We start from the raw sequence: 17,410 nt of genomic DNA on the forward strand, positions 1-17,410 counted from the left end.
TAGTAAAAAATATTGCTAAATTTAAATAAAAAAGCTATTAAAAAAATCTACGATATTATAGCAACCGTTTTTTGAATGAATTAATGACCTCAATAGTATTACCTTTCTTGCCGGGTGAAACAGTAGCATCTTCCGACAATACTTTGACATTCATCTTTCCTTTATCATCCCTAGCCAACAGCGCATAACTATAGCCAGCCCTAATAGCAGGTTTTTCAGGCTTCATTTCGTCATAGTTAAAAACGCCAACATTTTCTGCCGTATTATCAATCACAACGCCCGGTTTGCCCATATAGGTAATAACACTCTGATCATACTTTGCAAATATATTCACCAGATCGTTATTCTGTTCGCCAACCGTCATCGGCTCTCTGTCCGGTGAAAGGGCTTTATGGCTCTCATAAGTAGCAACAACACCCTGCCGACCTGTTTTCCATTCATTATTGATGCCGCGCGCGATAAATTTCGCTTATCCGCTCGATAAATAAAGCGACAATTGCGTTTCATCTATTGAAAAATTTTTACACAAAATGCACAGTACAGAATGAAATGCCTAACCAAATGAAAATGATTGGAATGCATTCAGCTATGATTTTAGCTGAACTTGAACCTACCTCTAATGTAAAGCTATCTTAGCCTTATAAACCTCTATCTTGAGACTAAGAAGTTATTAAGAAGCGCCTGACAAATTCACCTAACCGAACGAGAAGAATGAGAGTATAGATAGGAAAAACGTGAAGTCATTTTCGGAATTCAGCATATAAGTTAGCAATACGCAACGCGTAAAAATCGTTGGTCAAACTAAGGGAGCCGAAGCTCCGAAAATTGGGGAAATCGCTATAGCTGAAAAGGCCGACCTTATGACCTCATAAACCAGCCCCCCTCTCCAACCTGGAGCGGAACCTGTTTAGTTATATCTATCTGCGCAAAAGGAGCGCAGATAGCTCCAATTAAGTGTTAGCCGAGTAAAACGTGTATAGACACTGCATAACACGGAGTATAAAAAACAACTTTAGGGATATTAAACCCTAATTGTTCTACCACATAGTTAATATAGTTAACTATGTGAATCCCTCTTTAGCTACGCTATCTGATGAAACTAGCGTAGATAGAAAGTTATCAGCATATCGAGGAATATTTTCTTGGGATTCTTTTTATGAGAACACTTGGTTCTAATGATAACAAATGTGCTATATGAACAAATTCCACAACATCCAATCTTCTTTCACCATTCTCAACTTTCGCAATAAACGATTGAGGGCGATCTAGCGCTTGAGCTAAATTCTCTTGAGTGACCCCCTTTGCTATACGAGCCTCACGGAGTGCTTTGATAACTATTTGATATTCATCAGAGTAAATTGAAACCATATATTTAATCCTACTAAGCATTTAGGATTAAATATCAATCGATTGTTGATTTATACCAAAATGGGATTTTTTATTTTATAAGCTCCGATTGTTTTAACTTTTTAGGTTGTTTTTTGAACAATATTTTTTCTAAAATTAGCACATAATCGACAGATAGCAAGTGTGCTATATGCACAAATTCAACCACATCCAACCTTCTTTCACCATTTTCAATTTTAGCAATAAATGATTGAGGTCGATCTAAGGCTTGAGCCAAGCTTTTTTGAGTAATACCTTTTTCTATCCTAGCTTTACGAAGAGTGTTTATAACCAATTGATATTCATACGAATAAATCGATGCCATTTCTTTAACCTTGATTAATATCCCAAAATCGAATATCAACCATTTACTTAAATATCCCAAAATAGGATAATTTATTGCGTTTGTTATATGGAGATATAAAGGAAATGAATAAAAAAGATTGGCATACCGCCGACATTATCGCTGCCTTACGTAAGCTCGGCACTACCTTAGCAGCGGTATCACGTAAGGAGGGACTTAGCTCATCTACATTAGCTAATGCTCTATCACGACCTTGGCCTAAAGGAGAGTGGATTATTGCGAACAATCTCGGAGTACATCCCTCAGAAATTTGGCCAAGCCGATATTTTGACGAGAATGGACAACCTATTGAACGAGTTATCCGAAGTAATTCCTCTAGGTGACTAATTCTCAACTAAATGGTCTAAGTTCGGTATAATATCGAACCTAGGCCATATTAGCTGCTTAGATTGCCTAACTATTGGGGCCAGTTTATTGCAGCCCTTATTCTATTACTCTGGGTTTTTCGGGCCAATAAATATCTGGCGCTAAGCTAGCATCAACACGGTTCAGCAATACTCTATATTTTTTCAAAGCGGTCAACCGAGAATTTTCCTCATCACTCGCCATCCCCAAATCTACAGCATCTTGTAATGGAGCTATCTGTTTACTTACAGTGAACATAAGTTGCTGTTTCTTCTGTTCTGCTTGCTGCTGCTGTTCCCGTCTAAGCTTTATTTTATCACTCTCTGATATTATCCACTTTTCATTATCCCATTTGTGATAAACAGTCGGTGCTTGTTTTGTAAGAATTGGATAACCCTCTTTATCACTAACGATAGCAAAGCCGCGTGATTGACCGTCAAGTAATTCATTGTGTTTTTCTGCGGTTATTTCAACACATTCTTCATGAGCGTCACTATAAAAAGCGCCTTCTTTTCTGGAGAAATAAACCACTTATACCCCCCAAAATAATATATGAACAACTTTGCCTGGATTCTCATTGTTGTTGGGAGTGCCAGCTTGATATTCAAACGTCGATAACGTTGCATTACGTACTAATGTGTGACCCGTTGATGTATTGATACTCGACATGCTTGCAATATAGCCAAAAAACTTATTTTTAAAAGAAATTGGATAATTTACCTTTATCCATGATTGCTGACCTGATGGAACTTTAACCCATTGAATAATAATCCCCGTATCTCCACATTGCCACCAGCCATTTTCGGATTTTATGGCTTCATTTTGTAATGCAAGAGTACCACTTCTCTCAGGCGTTAATATATTGTAACGCCGCTGATTCTTGGGATCGTCAGAATAGATATGCAATAATTTCCCTTCAGAACCGTTAATTCCCAATATATATCCATCTTTCGATTTGAAACGCAATTTAGGAAAAGGAGTTTTACTATCAATCAATAAACTACCAACGGTTGCAGTTTTATCGCTAGAAATACGCAAGAAAGTATTATCGCTCTCAGATTTAGCATAACTTCCCACATCCCCGGCATTCAATGAAATATCAGATGACAACGCTTTTCCATTCACTTTACGAATGGATGGTACTCGGCTATTAGCGTTGTTATTTGCAGCTACAGCACTTTGATTCGCCGTATCCGTCAGTGATTGCACAAATGCTGTTGTTGCAATCTGAGTATTATTAGCGTTTTTAGCCGGTGTGGGGGCGGTTGGTGTTCCTGTGAAAATGGGACTGTCTTTCGGTGCATACTGAGTATGCGGATCTTGCACCTCAGAATGTTCCCTCAACTCATTCCCATTTTGTTCTAGTTTCTGTTTAAGATAGTTTGTGCGGTTGACCAACTGTTTAGCCTGCCGATTGGAAATACCATCAGGCCCACCTAACACGGGGTCTGAGGTTTCTATTTGATACACGCCCTCTGACCACTGTGGGGTTTCCGGCAAATTAGCCATTTTAACTGCTCCCATAATTGTAACTACCGTCATAACTGACAGTATTGTTGTAACGAATTGATACAGACTGATATTCCAAACTGGCAAGGTGGCAGCGTGCAGGCGCAAACGCTGCCAGTGTGGTACGCAGTAGCGAGGCTTGATCATTAGTGATAGGTTGCTGAAGTATGACGCGATAAACTGCCCAGGATGTTGAATCTCCATGAACATAATTACCGTTATGGCTGGCATGACCGTCATAATTGATTTGACCAGTGCCTTCAATTAAATCAACTTCACCAAACCCAAAACGACGGATAATTTCACGAATTGACCAAGGTGTACCTTTATACCGATGCAATTCTATAGCTGATTTGATTAACGTGCGGCGAGCATTGTCTGATTCGACAAGCTCCCAGCCATCGCCAAATAGGGAGAATTGATTTGCCAGCCAATGCAGCGTGCTGCTACCGACAGTATCAATGAGATAAACCATTAATTGGGTTAAATCGATATCATCAAAACGGGAGGCCAACTGACCTAATGCACGCATACTGATATCGGCTTCCAGTGGAGGTGGTAGATGTAACTTAACCATCAGCGACTCCAGTGACCACAACAGTGATACCGATACAGTTCGCCCATTCATTTTCATCTACAATCTGAAACGTGGGAGACTCCAGTACGACTTGATAGACGCCAGAAACAGACAATGTTGAGATGATTTGGCTGGGAACAATATCCTTTCCTAACGTTGTTGCTCGTTCAGCTACCCATGTTTGTATGGCTTGTTCTGCTGCCGATTGAATACCAGGTGCATTAACGCCACTGTACAAGGTCAGTTTCGCCTTGATGGTATAATCAACCTTCACGGGAGGTTTTGCATATACAGTGTCAGTCAACGGGCGGATTTTTTCATCAGAGCAAAAGCTTTTCACCAGCGTTAAAATGCTTTCATCAGGCAATCCCGTAGCTAATAGTGGAAACAGTTCAACAACGCCCGGAATGGGAGACATGACTGCGACATCAACAATATTGGGATGGGCACGCATGGCATGAAAACGATAAGCCTGACGACTGCCCGCATTAGTAAACGATTCAGGGGCCATTTTGATGCGTACACGTAGCCTCTCGTCACTTTCCTCTGCCGAGCCACCACTGCTCACTATTGTGTTGGTCACTTGCAGGTCAATGTCGTCGATTTCATCCAACAATGTACTAATTTGTGCTGGTTGCCAGCTATTCCCTGATAATCCAGTATCTGTACAAGTAGCTGTGACATTAACGAACCGTGTGCCGGCTTTCAGTACAGCATCTGTATTAGTAGCAAAAATAATACTGTCCGATGCATTAACACGAGTTCCAACTGGAATGAGTACATCTTGCTCTAATGCTTCATCAACACTAAATTGCAATATTGTATGCGCCGGTTGGGCGGATAGCCGATATACTCCGACCAATTCCCCTAAGTAGTCCAAAATGGGCGCACGGGCAAACTCGACCAAATTCTGCTTGGCGGCTTCCTGAACTTGCATTCTGGTTAGTGCTTCACGATATGCAAATAAATTGATCAGCAGGCGTTCTGCCTGTGCTGGGTACAAAGTCTTACCTACATCAGCTTCATATTTTGCGATCATTTCGGTTGTGATTTTTTCTACATCACGCTCGATAAAATCAGGTTCTGTCAGCGCCATAGCAACTCCGTAGATTGTGTAATGCCATCAACTGCTGTCCAATTCACACGCAGAGTCAGGTGCTCTGCCTCAACATTCGGTTTCACCGATAACAACTGGCAACGAGGTTCCCAACGTGTAATAGCATCAACAGATTCCCTGACAACGTGGGGAATCGCGCGGTCTATTGGGTAGTCCATATAAAGGTGCAAGTTACTGCCGAATTCTGGTCGATGTGGATCACTGCCACGTGGTGTACGTAGAATAATGAGTATTGCTTGGGCGATATCATCCAGCCCACAGGCAATTTTGCCTGAGTTCTGGAGAGCAGGTTGCCAAAAAACAGAATGTGAGTTCGTATTCATGGGGGACAGTATTATCCCCTGTAGGTATATCTAATATTAAAGGTGTTTAAAGAAATTCATGAAAATGATGATTCGAGTTACCACCTTCATCCATGATGCTGCCCGTTGCATGGATGTTGCCATTAACGCTAACATTGCCCTGAATGGTTGCAGCACCACTATTACCACCAGAACCCGACAGCCCATTTTGATAGGTTAATTGACCTTTCACTAACATATTTCCGGTTACGATTGTTTCCGGCGCATCAATAGTTGCCTGCTGTGCATAAATAACAACATTGGCTCCCACCGCGATCTTAATGTGCTGAATGCCGCCATTAATAGTCAGGGTGTGTAAAGTACGATCATAATAAAAAGCTGCATCATCTGCATAAGTCATACCACGGACGTCTTTATTGTTAGCTGACGGTTGATCAACACTAGAATAGACAGCACCTAAAATAACACCATCTTCACCATTCGCATCCAATAGCACTTCAACCTGTTCCCCAACATCGGGCAACCAATAGTCTTTGTTATTCTGGGTATTGCGCTGCAACACATTCAGCCAGTTAGTACGCATATTATCGCATTCAGGCAATCGCACGCGGGCACGAACAGTAGCAGGATCTACGGCACTAATCGTACCAACTTGACGAGTTACACTGCTCATTTGGATTCCTCCTCGATGATCGTGTCGGAAGAACCATCGGGCTTATATACAACCAATTTCTGAGTCTTATCTTTTTTATCTTTCTTGGATTTGCTTGATGTAACAGGGCCACGAGCAACTTCAAGTTCGGTTATATATCCGCTATTACGATCAAAAGAGTGGTGAGCTGAAGTAATTAACCATTGTCCAGATAACTTGCCAAATTCAATCAACTCAATTTTATTTCCGGCGGTTAACTGAGGGGCTCCCATCAATGAAAGTGAGCCGTTCTGCTGGTACTCATTATGTAAATCCAGTGCTGACTTAGCCTTTATTTCAGCGCTATCCTTGTTAGCAGCCCGGCTGTTTACTTTTAAGGTGTCTGCGCTGGTTTCTTTACCGCTATTCTTATCTTTTGGATTGGACTGACTACTTGTACTGGTCGTGCCATCAGCTTCATAGACAATCAACTTTTTATCATCAGCCTTTTGGTGCTTCACTTTGGCTTTTTTATAGACTTTATTAATCGTGTCCCGTAGTGAAAATTGGGCAACATCACGAGGGTGTAATTTTTTTATGGGTTCTTGGCTGCGCAAAGTGGCTAAGTGGGAGAAAATTAGCTGTTCACTGACAACTTTAACGGCATAACCATATTCACTGGCCAGTCGTTTCAGGAACGCCACATCGGTTTCAGAATATTGCGTCACCCTGTCAATCTTGATGATTTCGATACTGCCGATCAGCTTTAACTGATGTTTCTTAGCGATGCGGTTAGCAATAGCGGCCAGAGTTGTATTCTCAAATCCACGGTTAGATTTGGTACGCAATGCCGTATTGATAGACGTTGCTATACCTCGGACAGATACAATAGAAGGAGGGATGTTGACTTCAATTTCATCAATATAGAATGAGCCACAATTCAGTAACCGTTCGCCGAAATAGCCCAACTTCAATGTCAACGTATCACCTTTGCCTGGATACCATTTATCTAGCCAGCGACCATCAGTATCATCCAACTCTACCTCTATTTCATCAGATTCGCTTTTGATGTTGTCGGTATAGCTGACACGAGTGACATAAGGAGTGATGTCATTTGTGATATCTTTTTGCAAATATCGTAACGTGAATGTCGGACTTAAAACCTCAGAGACACCCGTTATAGATGGTGTTTGCTTGGAATCAATTATCTTAGCCACGGTGGTGTATCCTCTGCAATTACTACATCGTCAGCGTCAATGATGGGGATCAACAATACGATCCCAGATGGCAATACAGGTGTAACTGCAACGTGCGGATTAGCAGCAATTATGCGAGCGTAACCTAAAGGGTCACCATAATAATGGTGAGCCAATAAATCCCACCTATCGCCATCTCTTGTAATGTATTCAAGAAACATGATCAAAGCGCCCTTGTGGTAATTTGCGCGGCCATCTTACTGAGCGCGGGTGATATTGATGTAAATGTTGAACTTGCTGATTCAAGTTGAGTTGATACAGAATCCAATGCAGCAGAGATATTACTGTTATCTGCACGGCTTAATGACGATTGAGCATTGTTAACAAATGTTACTGCTTGCCCCGTTGCTCTGGTCAATTGAATTGCATCTGGCAATGAGTCACCGAGTGATTGAAAAGCCGGATAGCTTTTCCCTAATGGCCCAGCAATATTGTTAAGTCCGGTAAGAAGACCTGGTACGCGGGTTAACGCTATGGCCGGGTTGTCTTTCATCTTCTGTGCAATACGTACCGCACTGATCGTCGTTTGCAGTGCTGATTGTGCTTGTTTGGCATAATTCACTCCATCCCTGACTTTTTTAGCCATACCTGATGGTTTCGGTATTGCATTAGACAACGCCTTTGTATTCGGGACATGAGATTTAATGGCAGGCGGTTTCAGTGGTTTTTTAGGATCACCGATATATTCACGTAATGTCACCGAGGCATTGAGGGCAAATATATTACCTACTGAATCCGTTTGTTCACTGGAGGCTGTCACATCAGTAATAACAAACCAGCCACGGTAATCACCATTTCCGAATATTAGCGCAAGTGCTTGATGTTTCCGCATTGCTTCACGCAGCCGATTCAATTCAATATCCGGCGTACAATAATGTTGATGAAAGACCAAACTAATTTGAATTTCATCCAGTTTCTCACCTACAAACTGCAAGCCGGGCTTACCTTGAATTCGGGCATGTTCGGCATAATCAACACCAAACGTTACATCAAAACCATCCCAATATGTGATTAGCTCAAATTCAATATCACCTAATACAGCAAACATTATCCGTACCTCCGGCGTTCTCTCTGAATAACAATACGCTCCAGCAGTTTTTCTAATTCACGCATACTCAGGTTTAAGGCTTGACTAATATCGGGTATAGCCGTTTGTTGTTTATCACCAATGTATATTTGCGGGGCGAAAGAGATAGAAAAACCATTATTGCTGTTACTGGCATCTTTATAACCTGTTTGTTTAATTGGATTGCCCGACATCATCTCAGGAGGTGAGATTTGTGGGACATCAGGGGTCATTCCCTCAGCTAGACGCTGAGTGGCACGAGCAGCCAACGGCATAGTACGCTCAATACCAACAACCGTACCTTGCACAATATTATCGCCAAACCCCATAAATACCCGACTGGGAGATTGAATCCCTAATGCTTCTTTAAACCAGCTAGAAACTTTGCCACCAAAGTTTTTAATGGTGTCCTTAGCCGTGGTCAGCATATTAGAAATACCATTAACCAATCCATTAACGATATTTTTACCAAAGTCAGTAAAATTATCGGGCATATCAATGCCAAACCATTTCATAACGTCAGCGAATGTTTTATAGAACAATCCCAATGGCGACCAATTTAAAATTAATTTACTGACCTCAAATATTCCGCCATCAAACGCATTAGTAATGTCATTCCATCGAGCTGTAAACCAACCTTTGACGTTAGACCAAATATTTTTGATTCCCTGCCATCCCATTTGGAAAGCGAATTTTACTAAGACCCAAAGTCGTTTAAAGAAATTACTGATGGGCTTCCAATAGCGATAGATAAGATAAGCAGCCACTGCAATACCAGTGATGATCAATCCGATAGGATTCATTAATAATGCGCGTCCAATCCACAAAATAGCTCTGCCAGCTAACATTAAGCCCTTATAGAGAGCACTACCGAGGATTCTACCCAACCAGAGAGCTGCTCCGGCTATTTTTCCCAAGATGTTTGCAACGACACCAAATCTGCCGCCACTGCCGATAGCCATTCGAAACAGTAACCACCGTGTGCGCATTAACATTGCGCCTTTCCAGATATCAGTTATAGGAGAAAGCAAAATATTAAGACCTAATCTGACACCGATTGAAGCTGCTTTGAATGCCAAGAACCCGCCGACCAACGTGACAACATTGCTGATAAGTTCAGGATTAGCGGCCAGCCATTTTCCGGTCTTATCCATTAATGGAATAAAGGTTTCGGCTAACTGTATTAATGCTGGACGCAGCGACTGACCAATGCTAATAGCCGAATCATTAAACTCAATTTGAGTACGCCGCCACTGTGCTTCTAAGGTATCGTTCTGTTTATCAAAATCGGTATCAACAGATTTTTGTGCCGAATCAGTCCCCATGCCTGTTTTGATACGCTGATAATCTCCCCAACGTTGCCGCATGGCTAAGAGATGGTTAACTGTCTGTACGTCGGTGAAAATAGAGGATAGCCCGAAGGATTCCATGAGCATACGCTGTGCATCTTCATCACCTCTGGCTCCCGCTTTTTTCCACTCTTTCATGAGATCAGCGCCTTTACTCTTGATAAAGCGGTCTGCGATCATGATTGAGGCTTCATATTGTGAGTACCCCGAAGAAACATATCTGCTCATTGAGGTTTGATAATCGACGTCAGCTTCAGCGTATCTTTTGGCAATATCACCACGTCCCATTGAAGCTAGCCAGTTCCTCATATTGGTAGCTGCTTCACCTTCCGTTCCTGCGCCTTCACGGCCAACTTCCAAGCTGGCTATAATCTGTGAAACTGCCTCCTGACCATATATTCCCTTACCAGCAAATTGCTGCGCCATTTCTGGAAAGTATTGGGCGAGATCTTTTAATTCAAAACGACCCGATTTAGCACCGAAAACGGCTCGGTTAAAGGCTTCCTTGAGCGCTTGATCGCCTTCAATTTTCAGGGACTCAAAGGACAGAGCCATTTTGGCTAAGTCATTAATATTAGCTTTGGATGCCGTGGCGACGTGGCCCAATAATTCACTCATATCGGTCGATTTCATGGGAGATTTTCCGGCGGCAACCAATGTACCAATACCTTCCAGCAGAGTTTCTTGTAATTGGTTTGTTTGCTTGGCGTTCTGGCGCAAGATGATTCCGATTTTTTGCTCTTCTTTCGGAGACAAATTGCCCGTGACAGCTATATCCCTTAATCCTGATTCAAAAGAGGCATACTTTGTTACGGACTGAACAACGGGAGAGGATATCGTGCGAGTTAATGCATAGGTTTCGGCTCCCTGTGCATATAGCGCCATACGATTCGCTTTGGCTGCATCACTCATACTAGCCGCAGACTGTAAGCGCTGTTGCTGGCGGTTCAACTGTTCCAGTGTTCGACTGATGCGTTGTAGATCCGCATTCAAACGCTGGGCACTACGGGAACCAAGTTGACCGTAACGTTCAACAGCACGGTTCAGTGCCTGCTGTCGGTTCTCCAGTTGGCGAGTCGTTTCTCCCAGTGTTCCTAGAGTACGGCGTGTACCAGACATGGCAGAACTGAACGCACTACTAATGGCTCCACCAATAATGACACCAATGGAAAATTCTGTTGACACGAATTAACTGCCTCCATTCTCGCGTTTGATTTGAGTGTTGGCCTCATTCAACCAACATTCAAATTCATCCAGCGCCAGATTATCAATCTCGCTCGGCTGGAACCGGAACCATCGTGCCAACATCGCCGATGCTTGCCACACTGTTTTTATTTCCCTGATCCAATCCGATAACTTGCTGAAATCGTTTCTGTAGTGCCAGATAATCAGCGACATCCATCTGTTCGATATCTTCTGGTAACAATCCTGTCGAACGTGCTATCAAAATATCATCCCAGTCAGTAGGATTTTCGCTGGCTCGCCGGGCAGCCTTGATATCTTTAACTTTCAAACGTGATAACTGAAGCTCTTCAATGCGAATGCCAGCAGCTGTGGTATAGGGAAATTGAAGATGGTAAGTCGTGGTTGACATGATGATACTCCTCTGTAAGTTTCATTCAGTATCATTCATGTATGGAAACGGAAATATTAAAGGGGATTAAAGAAGAAAGGGGCTGATGCCCCTGTCATTAGTGAGTGCGAAAGCCTCTACAGTTACGGAAAAAGTCTATCAGATATTCTTTCCCTTTCGCTGCACCGATATCGGAAAACCAACCTTCCGGAGGAGTCCACTTATCAATCAAGTCGGCAAGCTTTCTGGCTTTGGAGCGAGTGCAGTCATGATTTAGTTTAACCTCCAATATTGATGCGATAATCGGTCAGTTGATCAATGCCGCCAACACGGAAGATATTGGCCAGATAATCCAGTTCTAACAGCTCCTCACCATCCAGTACCTGCTTAATATAGGTACTGGTAAAGCTACTGGAAAAATCAGCATTTTCATGTTGCTTAAATGTGCCCAGCGGATTCTTCTTAAATAAAATGGTCAGATATGTCACCAATGGCACTTCATCAATGCGCCCCTGTGAACTGAATTTCTGGACGCTGGAACGGCACTGCAATGCCAGAGATTTATAGGGATTGGCAGCAGATAACATGGCGTCACGGTAGAAACTGTTCCACTTGATCTCGCCTTCCAGTTTATCGAAGCCTGCCGGTAGCTCCACTTTGCCGACCATCCCCAGCGCCTTATGCTCCTGCATGGTCATGGAAACGTCTGGCAGTTTCACTTCTTCAGCACGTCCCAACAGGTTATTACCGTCAATATAAATATTGGCGTTGGTGATGCGGTTAATCTCTATTTTTCCGGCCATTAATTATTTCCCTTTAAGTTCAGCAAATATTCAGAGGTAATTTCGGTCTCAAATGTCAGCCGTTCCAGTGGTGGTGGCGGTGTGTACTTATAACTGAGTAACAGATGACCTGATGCCAGCTCCGTTTCTTCGTTATGGGTCGGATCAAACCAGCATTTGAATCCCAACAAAGCGCCATCAGCAATCAATTTACGACCATAGGCATTCACAGATTCTGTCAGGGCATCTATCAGCGCTGGCGTGATCGGCATATCGATATATTGCTGACTGAAGTAACGCAGGGATTCATTAATCACGTCGCCCGTTCTGCGCACGTTCTCGAAGTTACGCATGTGTGTCACAGTTGGCCACGCGGCGGTACGGTTGCCCCATAAGCGCAAACCAGAGCCATAATTATTGAACACTGTAGTAATCCCTTGTTCATTGAGCTGGTTCACTTCACTTTGTGGATCGTCAATTATAGCGGATAGCTGACGCTCAATACCTGTGATCCCCATAATTTCTTGATTGGAGGATGACCACCAAAAACCTTTGTCTGCATCAATCTTGGCACGCAGCCCTGCTGCACGAGATGACAAGGGTTCCAAGCGCTCGCTATTGCTTTCCGCATCATAGACTTTGACGTGTGGGTAACACAGCCGGACACGATCAGAACTGGTATTAAAATTGATTGTGCCAGACGGGCCGCGGCCACTGATAGCCTGAACAAAAGTGGTACCTATCGGGGCATCAATATAAGTCATAGCACCCAATTTAGTTGCAAGGGCAATCAGTTCTGTTGTCACACTTAGCTGGGTACAGTAGACAGGAGCCAGCAAAATCTTGGCAAAGAACCCATACAGGTTATAAGTATCATTCAGCAACTTCATACCTGTACGATTACCCGCTGCACTGATGCTGCCAATAATGTCAGCAGGCGTCACTAATGTAGGGTCGGCAAAGTCATAGCTGGCAATCACGGTTGCGCCCGCAGCAATATTTTTACCGATATTCTTGAGGCTGCCTGTTTGAGCATCCAAAGAATAATCTTGCCCTTCTACATAAGGTGCACTACCAGAGGTGGCTTTTAGTAAGATATTACTGACCACGGGATTAGCCAATTTCGCTGTTCCTGTGGTTTTATCAAAGCTAATGCTTTCACTGGCAACATTAGCTTTATGCACCTCAGGATCAAGAACGTTAATGACCAGCACAGTTCCCGCACCATGATCATAAATAGCATCCAGTGCTTGTGGGATGGTAAAACCATTCATTTGAGTACCAAATTGAGCTGCATCTTTTTCTGACAGACAAAGTGTCACTGCATTTACTGGCCCTATCGGCGCAGTACCAATTAAGCCGATCACGGCGGATTTCACTGTCTTGACAGGACGTGAGCCTTTTTCGATTTCGATAGTTTCGACGCCATGCAAATAATTAACGGCCATCAGTGGCCTCCTCAAGCTTTTCTTTTTTCTTCAGGAGATTTTTTTGCTGTTCTGACAGTGGATGAAGATATCTCAGCGCGATCAATGTCTTCACATAATCATGCTGCTCTGGTAAATCAACAGTTTTTTCTGACCAGAGCAAAACTTCAGTGCCATCAGCTAAAGTGACGCCGCTTGCTGGGCCTGTATAGAGGTATTTCATTGTTCAGTTCCCTCATAATTTATTTGGGCTAACGGCGAACCATCCGATAACTCACAGTCTTCGATAAATACACTTTCAGTCGCAAAATCCAGCGTGTATTGCCACAAGCCAGCTGTCTCACCGAGAAATGTATCCCGTACCAGCCAACATTTTCGTTGGCAGTTCGGTGGTTGGAATCCGCCGAGAACCCGGCGTACATCATCTAATGTCGCAACGGCACCGTGACGTCCATTAAGCTGACGAAAAACAACGGTGGCATTGAGCATGACAATTTGTGTCTGCAATACCGCTCCAACATCTTCAGGCTTGTCGAAGCGAGAACCGGGATAGCTGATTAAAATAGCTCCCACCGGATGGTTCAGTCTGAATTCAGTTGGCCTTTCAGGGAAATACTCCACCTGTAAGCCAGGTAGTTTTTCTCTTAGCCTCGTGACAATGGCATCAATGATCGGCGAAACATCCATCAGTATTTCTCCAACATTCCTTTACTCCCCCCAAAGGTGGGACGACGCGCCCGAACACGAAACTCCCCCGGTTCAGGGGCATCTTTTCCTGTGGAAAGCAGGCCCAGTGTTAGTTTGGCATCTCGGATGTCAGCCAGTTGGCGCAAAACAATTTTGTAATCATCTATCACGGCTTCAGGAATCGAACCCTCTGGACGGCGGGCATACAGCCGATAGCGTGTTAACGTAATGGCGGCATCACGTAATACCGAGGGAACCTCCACCAACGGCAGGATATAGCGCCCACGTAAATGAGCGTCGATGAGTTCATCGGCATAGCGGATGGCACTGTTAACCACAGGCTCATTGATAGTCTGAGCATTAGGTTCTTCGTTAGACAGCCATATCAATGATTGCGTTGGTATCTGCTCTTGCAAGCCTTTCAATGAGCAATACATGTCATATGCCACGTAAGATGCGAATGATATTACCTGCCGCTGTGGCATCATCCAGCGCAAACCCGACAGATGTTCCGGCAGCATTTTCAGCCGAACTCAGTGGTACTACACAGGCATCCTTATCCGACTGTACGACTTGCCCACGGGTTATTGGCCCACCAGCTTCAACAGCAATAATGCCCAATACATTAACTGGAACGACATCTCCAGCCTTCGCATCCACCTCTGCTATACCAAGTGCAACGGCTCCAGCCTGACACGGTGCATTATCAGTACTAACTAAACGATGCTGGATGATGTTCGCACTGGCGATAATTGTTGTCGTCAATACGGATTGTTGTGTTACTGCCATGATGATGTCTCCCTTACTTCACAATATTGGTAATCAGATAGCCGGCATCACCGCCAACAACCGCAACTTTATAAATATCGGTGTAACGGCAGTAATTCACCTTGCCGCCAACGCCCGGATATTTATCCGCTACAGGCATTCCTTTGCGGCGGAACGTATAGCCAAAGGAGGGTTCATGCTCATCAGCACTTTCTGCTCCTGCCTGCGGAGGTGATACGTAATGCAACATCAAATTATCAGCCCAGATATCAACGGGATTTTCTTTAATGCTTGGAGTAGAAACAGGTTCACCAACGACAACGTTTTGGATTTGGAAAAGGTCTTTGAGTATTTCTATTGTGATACGTTTACGTTCGTTAGCTCCAATAGCTGCCTGAATTTCAGGATGAAATTTTAACAGTGACATCACGCTAGCCCCCATTGTCATGAGGTTTGGACGTACACCAATGGCAGTACGAACAGCATCAATTCCAGCTTCAATGACTTTGATTGGATTACCTTTGCCACCAGCCCAACGTTCATTAGCTGTCAGACTCTTCACCGAGTCACTAAGATAAACTTCAGGGTCTTGTGCCAATCGAGCTGCATACAGTTCACGCTTGAGATTCACGCCATTGGTGGAGCGACGGATTGCTTTTGCTTCTTCATTAAATAAAGATTCTGATTTCTCGCGATAATCAACAGGTGCAGCTAGATCATGTTCGTTGAGCACGATATCTAACGAAGAGCCTTTCTCACGGATCAAAACGTTACTGTTGGCACCAACAGCACGCGCGGTGTCATATTCCACAAAGGCACTTTTGCCAAATGTCGGCACACTAGCACCTTCTTTCTCCATTTCGACGACGGGGAAAAGATGTTCGCCGATGAATGCCGCATTTTTATAACCACGTGCAACACTGGTTAGCACAGGATCAACAATACGTTTGCCTTTCAAATAATCAGACATTTATTTCTCCTCAATAGTTACGTCCGTAGTATTACAGGCAGCGGGTAACGGCTACGTCGTAACTGATACCTTCTTTCTTCGCCAGAGCGACAGCTTTTTGATGCAACGCCAGACGTTCAGGATCTGCATCAGAAAACTCAGCAATATCTGATGATGTGTTTTGGTCAACCCGGTCTTTTGTTGCATGTTCACCAAAATCAATAACAGGCTGGGTAGAACTCAGCAGATCTTTAAACGCAGTAGCCAATGGTTTTTTCACATCACCTTCAGCAAACTCGACAGGGGAATCTCCTTGGGTTACAGCGTCCAGCAAGGCGACCACGACAGATTGAGCAGCTGGCGCCAATTTGCCGTCTGCGATCAGCTTTTCGGCAAATGCCATGTTTCCGGCATGTTGCTCAGTTTGCTTGCGCTTTGCGTCGGCAGCATCACGGGCAACAAGCTGTTCTTTCAGGCGAGTGTTTTCATCTTTGAGCGCCTTTTTTTCTTCATTCGTCACGATGTTTTCCTCATGTTGATGTGTGTTATTGGGTTCATGAAAGGCAGGTGCAGGCTGAATCGTGCTATAAGCTTCTTCACGTAATGAATCTACCTGCCAAGAAGGAAGCGCTTTGTCTGCTTCGTCCATACCGAATTTACTAATCAAAAATTCTCGCAAATGCCCCAAAAGTGAGGCATTGGTGATATCACTCCAATCAGAGAACTCGACGAGACCATATTCTTGTTCACTGAATTCAACCTGTTTCAATCCTTTAATGGCGGGTGGCTTCGCCCCCAAAAAGCCGACATGACGCAAATAGAGCACGCCGGGTTTAGGGTTGTTTGGGGAATCAGGTAAATAGAAAGAAGCAGAAATTTTTTTATAGCGGCCTGCATCGACCAGTTCAGCGAACCGAACATCAACCTGTTGAGGCTCCGCAATTAAGTCATCACCGGAAGACGTTAGCGATTTAACCCAACCATAGGCGGGCAAATTGTCTTTTGGATGCCCAATCACAATCGGTGCTTCATGCAACGATGAGTCATAAGCTTTTGCACAAGCTTGCAAATCTGCGGGGCTGAACGGCAATTGTTTGCCATTCATATCGGTATGTGTACCGGATTTGAAAATGTGAAGTGACTTCATTTCACCGCCTCTATTACGTTAATAGAGGCAGTTTCCCCATAATCAGAAAAAACTACTTTTAATCTGCTTTAGAAAAGACTTCGGAAGGAAATAAAAAAGTGGAGAACTGTATGCAATTAGATACCGAAAATTTGAGTCTGTAAACGCTTTATAAAGTTTTTTGTGGATGACAATG

The 17,410-nt window shown here is 43.6% G+C and carries 24 protein-coding genes; 1 reads left to right on the forward strand and 23 read right to left on the reverse strand.

The genetic code is table 11. The annotated features are described in order from the left end of the window. Nucleotides 1-55: 55 nt before the first annotated feature. The 3 genes from BA1DRAFT_RS06330 to BA1DRAFT_RS06340 all read right to left on the reverse strand — a co-directional run bounded on the left by BA1DRAFT_RS06330 (nucleotide 56) and on the right by BA1DRAFT_RS06340 (nucleotide 1,711). Nucleotides 56-460: a cytotoxic necrotizing factor Rho-activating domain-containing protein gene (locus tag BA1DRAFT_RS06330; protein WP_152544283.1), complete on the reverse strand. Its 405-nt coding sequence runs from the start codon at nucleotides 458-460 to the stop codon at nucleotides 56-58. Between the two features lie 659 nt (nucleotides 461-1,119). Continuing rightward, a complete protein-coding gene (locus BA1DRAFT_RS06335; protein WP_011147600.1) occupies nucleotides 1,120-1,368 on the reverse strand; it encodes a helix-turn-helix domain-containing protein in 249 nt (82 codons plus the stop codon). Between the two features lie 70 nt (nucleotides 1,369-1,438). Then, a complete protein-coding gene (locus tag BA1DRAFT_RS06340; RefSeq protein ID WP_036777186.1) occupies nucleotides 1,439-1,711 on the reverse strand; it encodes a helix-turn-helix domain-containing protein in 273 nt (90 codons plus the stop codon). A 104-nt stretch (nucleotides 1,712-1,815) separates the two neighbouring features. Between BA1DRAFT_RS06340 and BA1DRAFT_RS06345 the strand changes: the two genes are divergently transcribed. After that, entirely contained in the window at nucleotides 1,816-2,073 is a 258-nt protein-coding gene (locus tag BA1DRAFT_RS06345; RefSeq protein WP_011147602.1) for a helix-turn-helix domain-containing protein, read from the forward strand. Between the two features lie 100 nt (nucleotides 2,074-2,173). Here the strand turns inward: BA1DRAFT_RS06345 and BA1DRAFT_RS06350 are convergent, their stop codons facing one another. The 20 genes from BA1DRAFT_RS06350 to BA1DRAFT_RS06440 form a co-directional block, all read right to left on the reverse strand. Beyond that, complete coding sequence (locus BA1DRAFT_RS06350) at nucleotides 2,174-2,626, reverse strand: tail fiber assembly protein (protein ID WP_036777188.1); 453 nt, start codon at nucleotides 2,624-2,626, stop codon at nucleotides 2,174-2,176. Then, nucleotides 2,627-3,604: a gp53-like domain-containing protein gene (locus BA1DRAFT_RS23940; RefSeq protein ID WP_232507874.1), complete on the reverse strand. Its 978-nt coding sequence runs from the start codon at nucleotides 3,602-3,604 to the stop codon at nucleotides 2,627-2,629. Nucleotide 3,605: 1 nt separating this feature from the next. After that, the gene (locus BA1DRAFT_RS06360) at nucleotides 3,606-4,181 is read right to left on the reverse strand and encodes a phage tail protein I (protein ID WP_036777189.1); all 576 of its coding nucleotides are present in this window, start codon (nucleotides 4,179-4,181) and stop codon (nucleotides 3,606-3,608) included. After that, nucleotides 4,174-5,277, reverse strand: a complete 1,104-nt coding sequence (locus tag BA1DRAFT_RS06365) for a baseplate assembly protein (RefSeq protein ID WP_036777191.1) — start codon at nucleotides 5,275-5,277, stop codon at nucleotides 4,174-4,176. The genes BA1DRAFT_RS06360 and BA1DRAFT_RS06365 overlap by 8 nt, the downstream gene beginning before the upstream one ends. Further along, entirely contained in the window at nucleotides 5,268-5,621 is a 354-nt protein-coding gene (locus BA1DRAFT_RS06370; protein ID WP_036777193.1) for a GPW/gp25 family protein, read from the reverse strand. The genes BA1DRAFT_RS06365 and BA1DRAFT_RS06370 overlap by 10 nt, the downstream gene beginning before the upstream one ends. A 46-nt stretch (nucleotides 5,622-5,667) precedes the next feature. After that, complete coding sequence (locus BA1DRAFT_RS06375; protein ID WP_036777195.1) at nucleotides 5,668-6,273, reverse strand: phage baseplate assembly protein V; 606 nt, start codon at nucleotides 6,271-6,273, stop codon at nucleotides 5,668-5,670. Beyond that, a complete protein-coding gene (locus tag BA1DRAFT_RS06380) occupies nucleotides 6,270-7,448 on the reverse strand; it encodes a phage late control D family protein (RefSeq protein WP_036777197.1) in 1,179 nt (392 codons plus the stop codon). Before BA1DRAFT_RS06380 ends, BA1DRAFT_RS06375 begins: the two co-directional genes overlap by 4 nt. Then, a complete protein-coding gene (locus BA1DRAFT_RS06385) occupies nucleotides 7,436-7,648 on the reverse strand; it encodes a tail protein X (RefSeq protein WP_036777198.1) in 213 nt (70 codons plus the stop codon). The genes BA1DRAFT_RS06380 and BA1DRAFT_RS06385 overlap by 13 nt, the downstream gene beginning before the upstream one ends. Nucleotides 7,649-7,650: 2 nt before the next feature. Next, on the reverse strand, nucleotides 7,651-8,535 hold the full coding sequence (locus tag BA1DRAFT_RS06390; protein WP_036777201.1) for a phage tail protein: 885 nt from the start codon (nucleotides 8,533-8,535) through the stop codon (nucleotides 7,651-7,653). Continuing rightward, complete coding sequence (locus BA1DRAFT_RS06395) at nucleotides 8,535-11,087, reverse strand: phage tail tape measure protein (protein WP_036777204.1); 2,553 nt, start codon at nucleotides 11,085-11,087, stop codon at nucleotides 8,535-8,537. The genes BA1DRAFT_RS06390 and BA1DRAFT_RS06395 overlap by 1 nt, the downstream gene beginning before the upstream one ends. Before the next feature lie 3 nt (nucleotides 11,088-11,090). Further along, on the reverse strand, nucleotides 11,091-11,210 hold the full coding sequence (locus tag BA1DRAFT_RS24490) for a GpE family phage tail protein (protein ID WP_105395088.1): 120 nt from the start codon (nucleotides 11,208-11,210) through the stop codon (nucleotides 11,091-11,093). After that, a complete protein-coding gene (locus BA1DRAFT_RS06400) occupies nucleotides 11,170-11,496 on the reverse strand; it encodes a phage tail assembly protein (RefSeq protein WP_036777207.1) in 327 nt (108 codons plus the stop codon). The genes BA1DRAFT_RS24490 and BA1DRAFT_RS06400 overlap by 41 nt, the downstream gene beginning before the upstream one ends. A 257-nt stretch (nucleotides 11,497-11,753) precedes the next feature. Beyond that, nucleotides 11,754-12,278 carry a phage major tail tube protein gene (locus BA1DRAFT_RS06405; protein WP_011147613.1) on the reverse strand — a complete coding sequence of 175 codons (525 nt, stop codon included), beginning with the start codon at nucleotides 12,276-12,278 and terminating at the stop codon, nucleotides 11,754-11,756. Further along, a complete protein-coding gene (locus BA1DRAFT_RS06410; RefSeq protein WP_036777209.1) occupies nucleotides 12,278-13,705 on the reverse strand; it encodes a phage tail sheath subtilisin-like domain-containing protein in 1,428 nt (475 codons plus the stop codon). The genes BA1DRAFT_RS06405 and BA1DRAFT_RS06410 overlap by 1 nt, the downstream gene beginning before the upstream one ends. Continuing rightward, nucleotides 13,695-13,907, reverse strand: a complete 213-nt coding sequence (locus tag BA1DRAFT_RS06415) for a hypothetical protein (RefSeq protein ID WP_036777211.1) — start codon at nucleotides 13,905-13,907, stop codon at nucleotides 13,695-13,697. Before BA1DRAFT_RS06415 ends, BA1DRAFT_RS06410 begins: the two co-directional genes overlap by 11 nt. Beyond that, on the reverse strand, nucleotides 13,904-14,371 hold the full coding sequence (locus tag BA1DRAFT_RS06420; protein WP_036777212.1) for a Gp37 family protein: 468 nt from the start codon (nucleotides 14,369-14,371) through the stop codon (nucleotides 13,904-13,906). The genes BA1DRAFT_RS06415 and BA1DRAFT_RS06420 overlap by 4 nt, the downstream gene beginning before the upstream one ends. After that, the gene (locus tag BA1DRAFT_RS06425) at nucleotides 14,371-14,808 is read right to left on the reverse strand and encodes a gp436 family protein (RefSeq protein WP_036777214.1); all 438 of its coding nucleotides are present in this window, start codon (nucleotides 14,806-14,808) and stop codon (nucleotides 14,371-14,373) included. Before BA1DRAFT_RS06425 ends, BA1DRAFT_RS06420 begins: the two co-directional genes overlap by 1 nt. Before the next feature lies 1 nt (nucleotide 14,809). Continuing rightward, nucleotides 14,810-15,160 (reverse strand): DUF2190 family protein, encoded by a 351-nt coding sequence (locus tag BA1DRAFT_RS06430; protein ID WP_011147618.1) that lies wholly within the window; start codon nucleotides 15,158-15,160, stop codon nucleotides 14,810-14,812. A 13-nt stretch (nucleotides 15,161-15,173) separates the two neighbouring features. Beyond that, a complete protein-coding gene (locus BA1DRAFT_RS06435) occupies nucleotides 15,174-16,109 on the reverse strand; it encodes a major capsid protein (protein ID WP_036777215.1) in 936 nt (311 codons plus the stop codon). A gap of 31 nt (nucleotides 16,110-16,140) precedes the next feature. Next, the gene (locus BA1DRAFT_RS06440; RefSeq protein ID WP_036777216.1) at nucleotides 16,141-17,235 is read right to left on the reverse strand and encodes a hypothetical protein; all 1,095 of its coding nucleotides are present in this window, start codon (nucleotides 17,233-17,235) and stop codon (nucleotides 16,141-16,143) included. Nucleotides 17,236-17,410 lie beyond the last annotated feature (175 nt).

It is taken from the genome of Photorhabdus aegyptia (assembly GCF_000612035.1).
Taxonomy (GTDB): domain Bacteria; phylum Pseudomonadota; class Gammaproteobacteria; order Enterobacterales; family Enterobacteriaceae; genus Photorhabdus; species Photorhabdus akhurstii.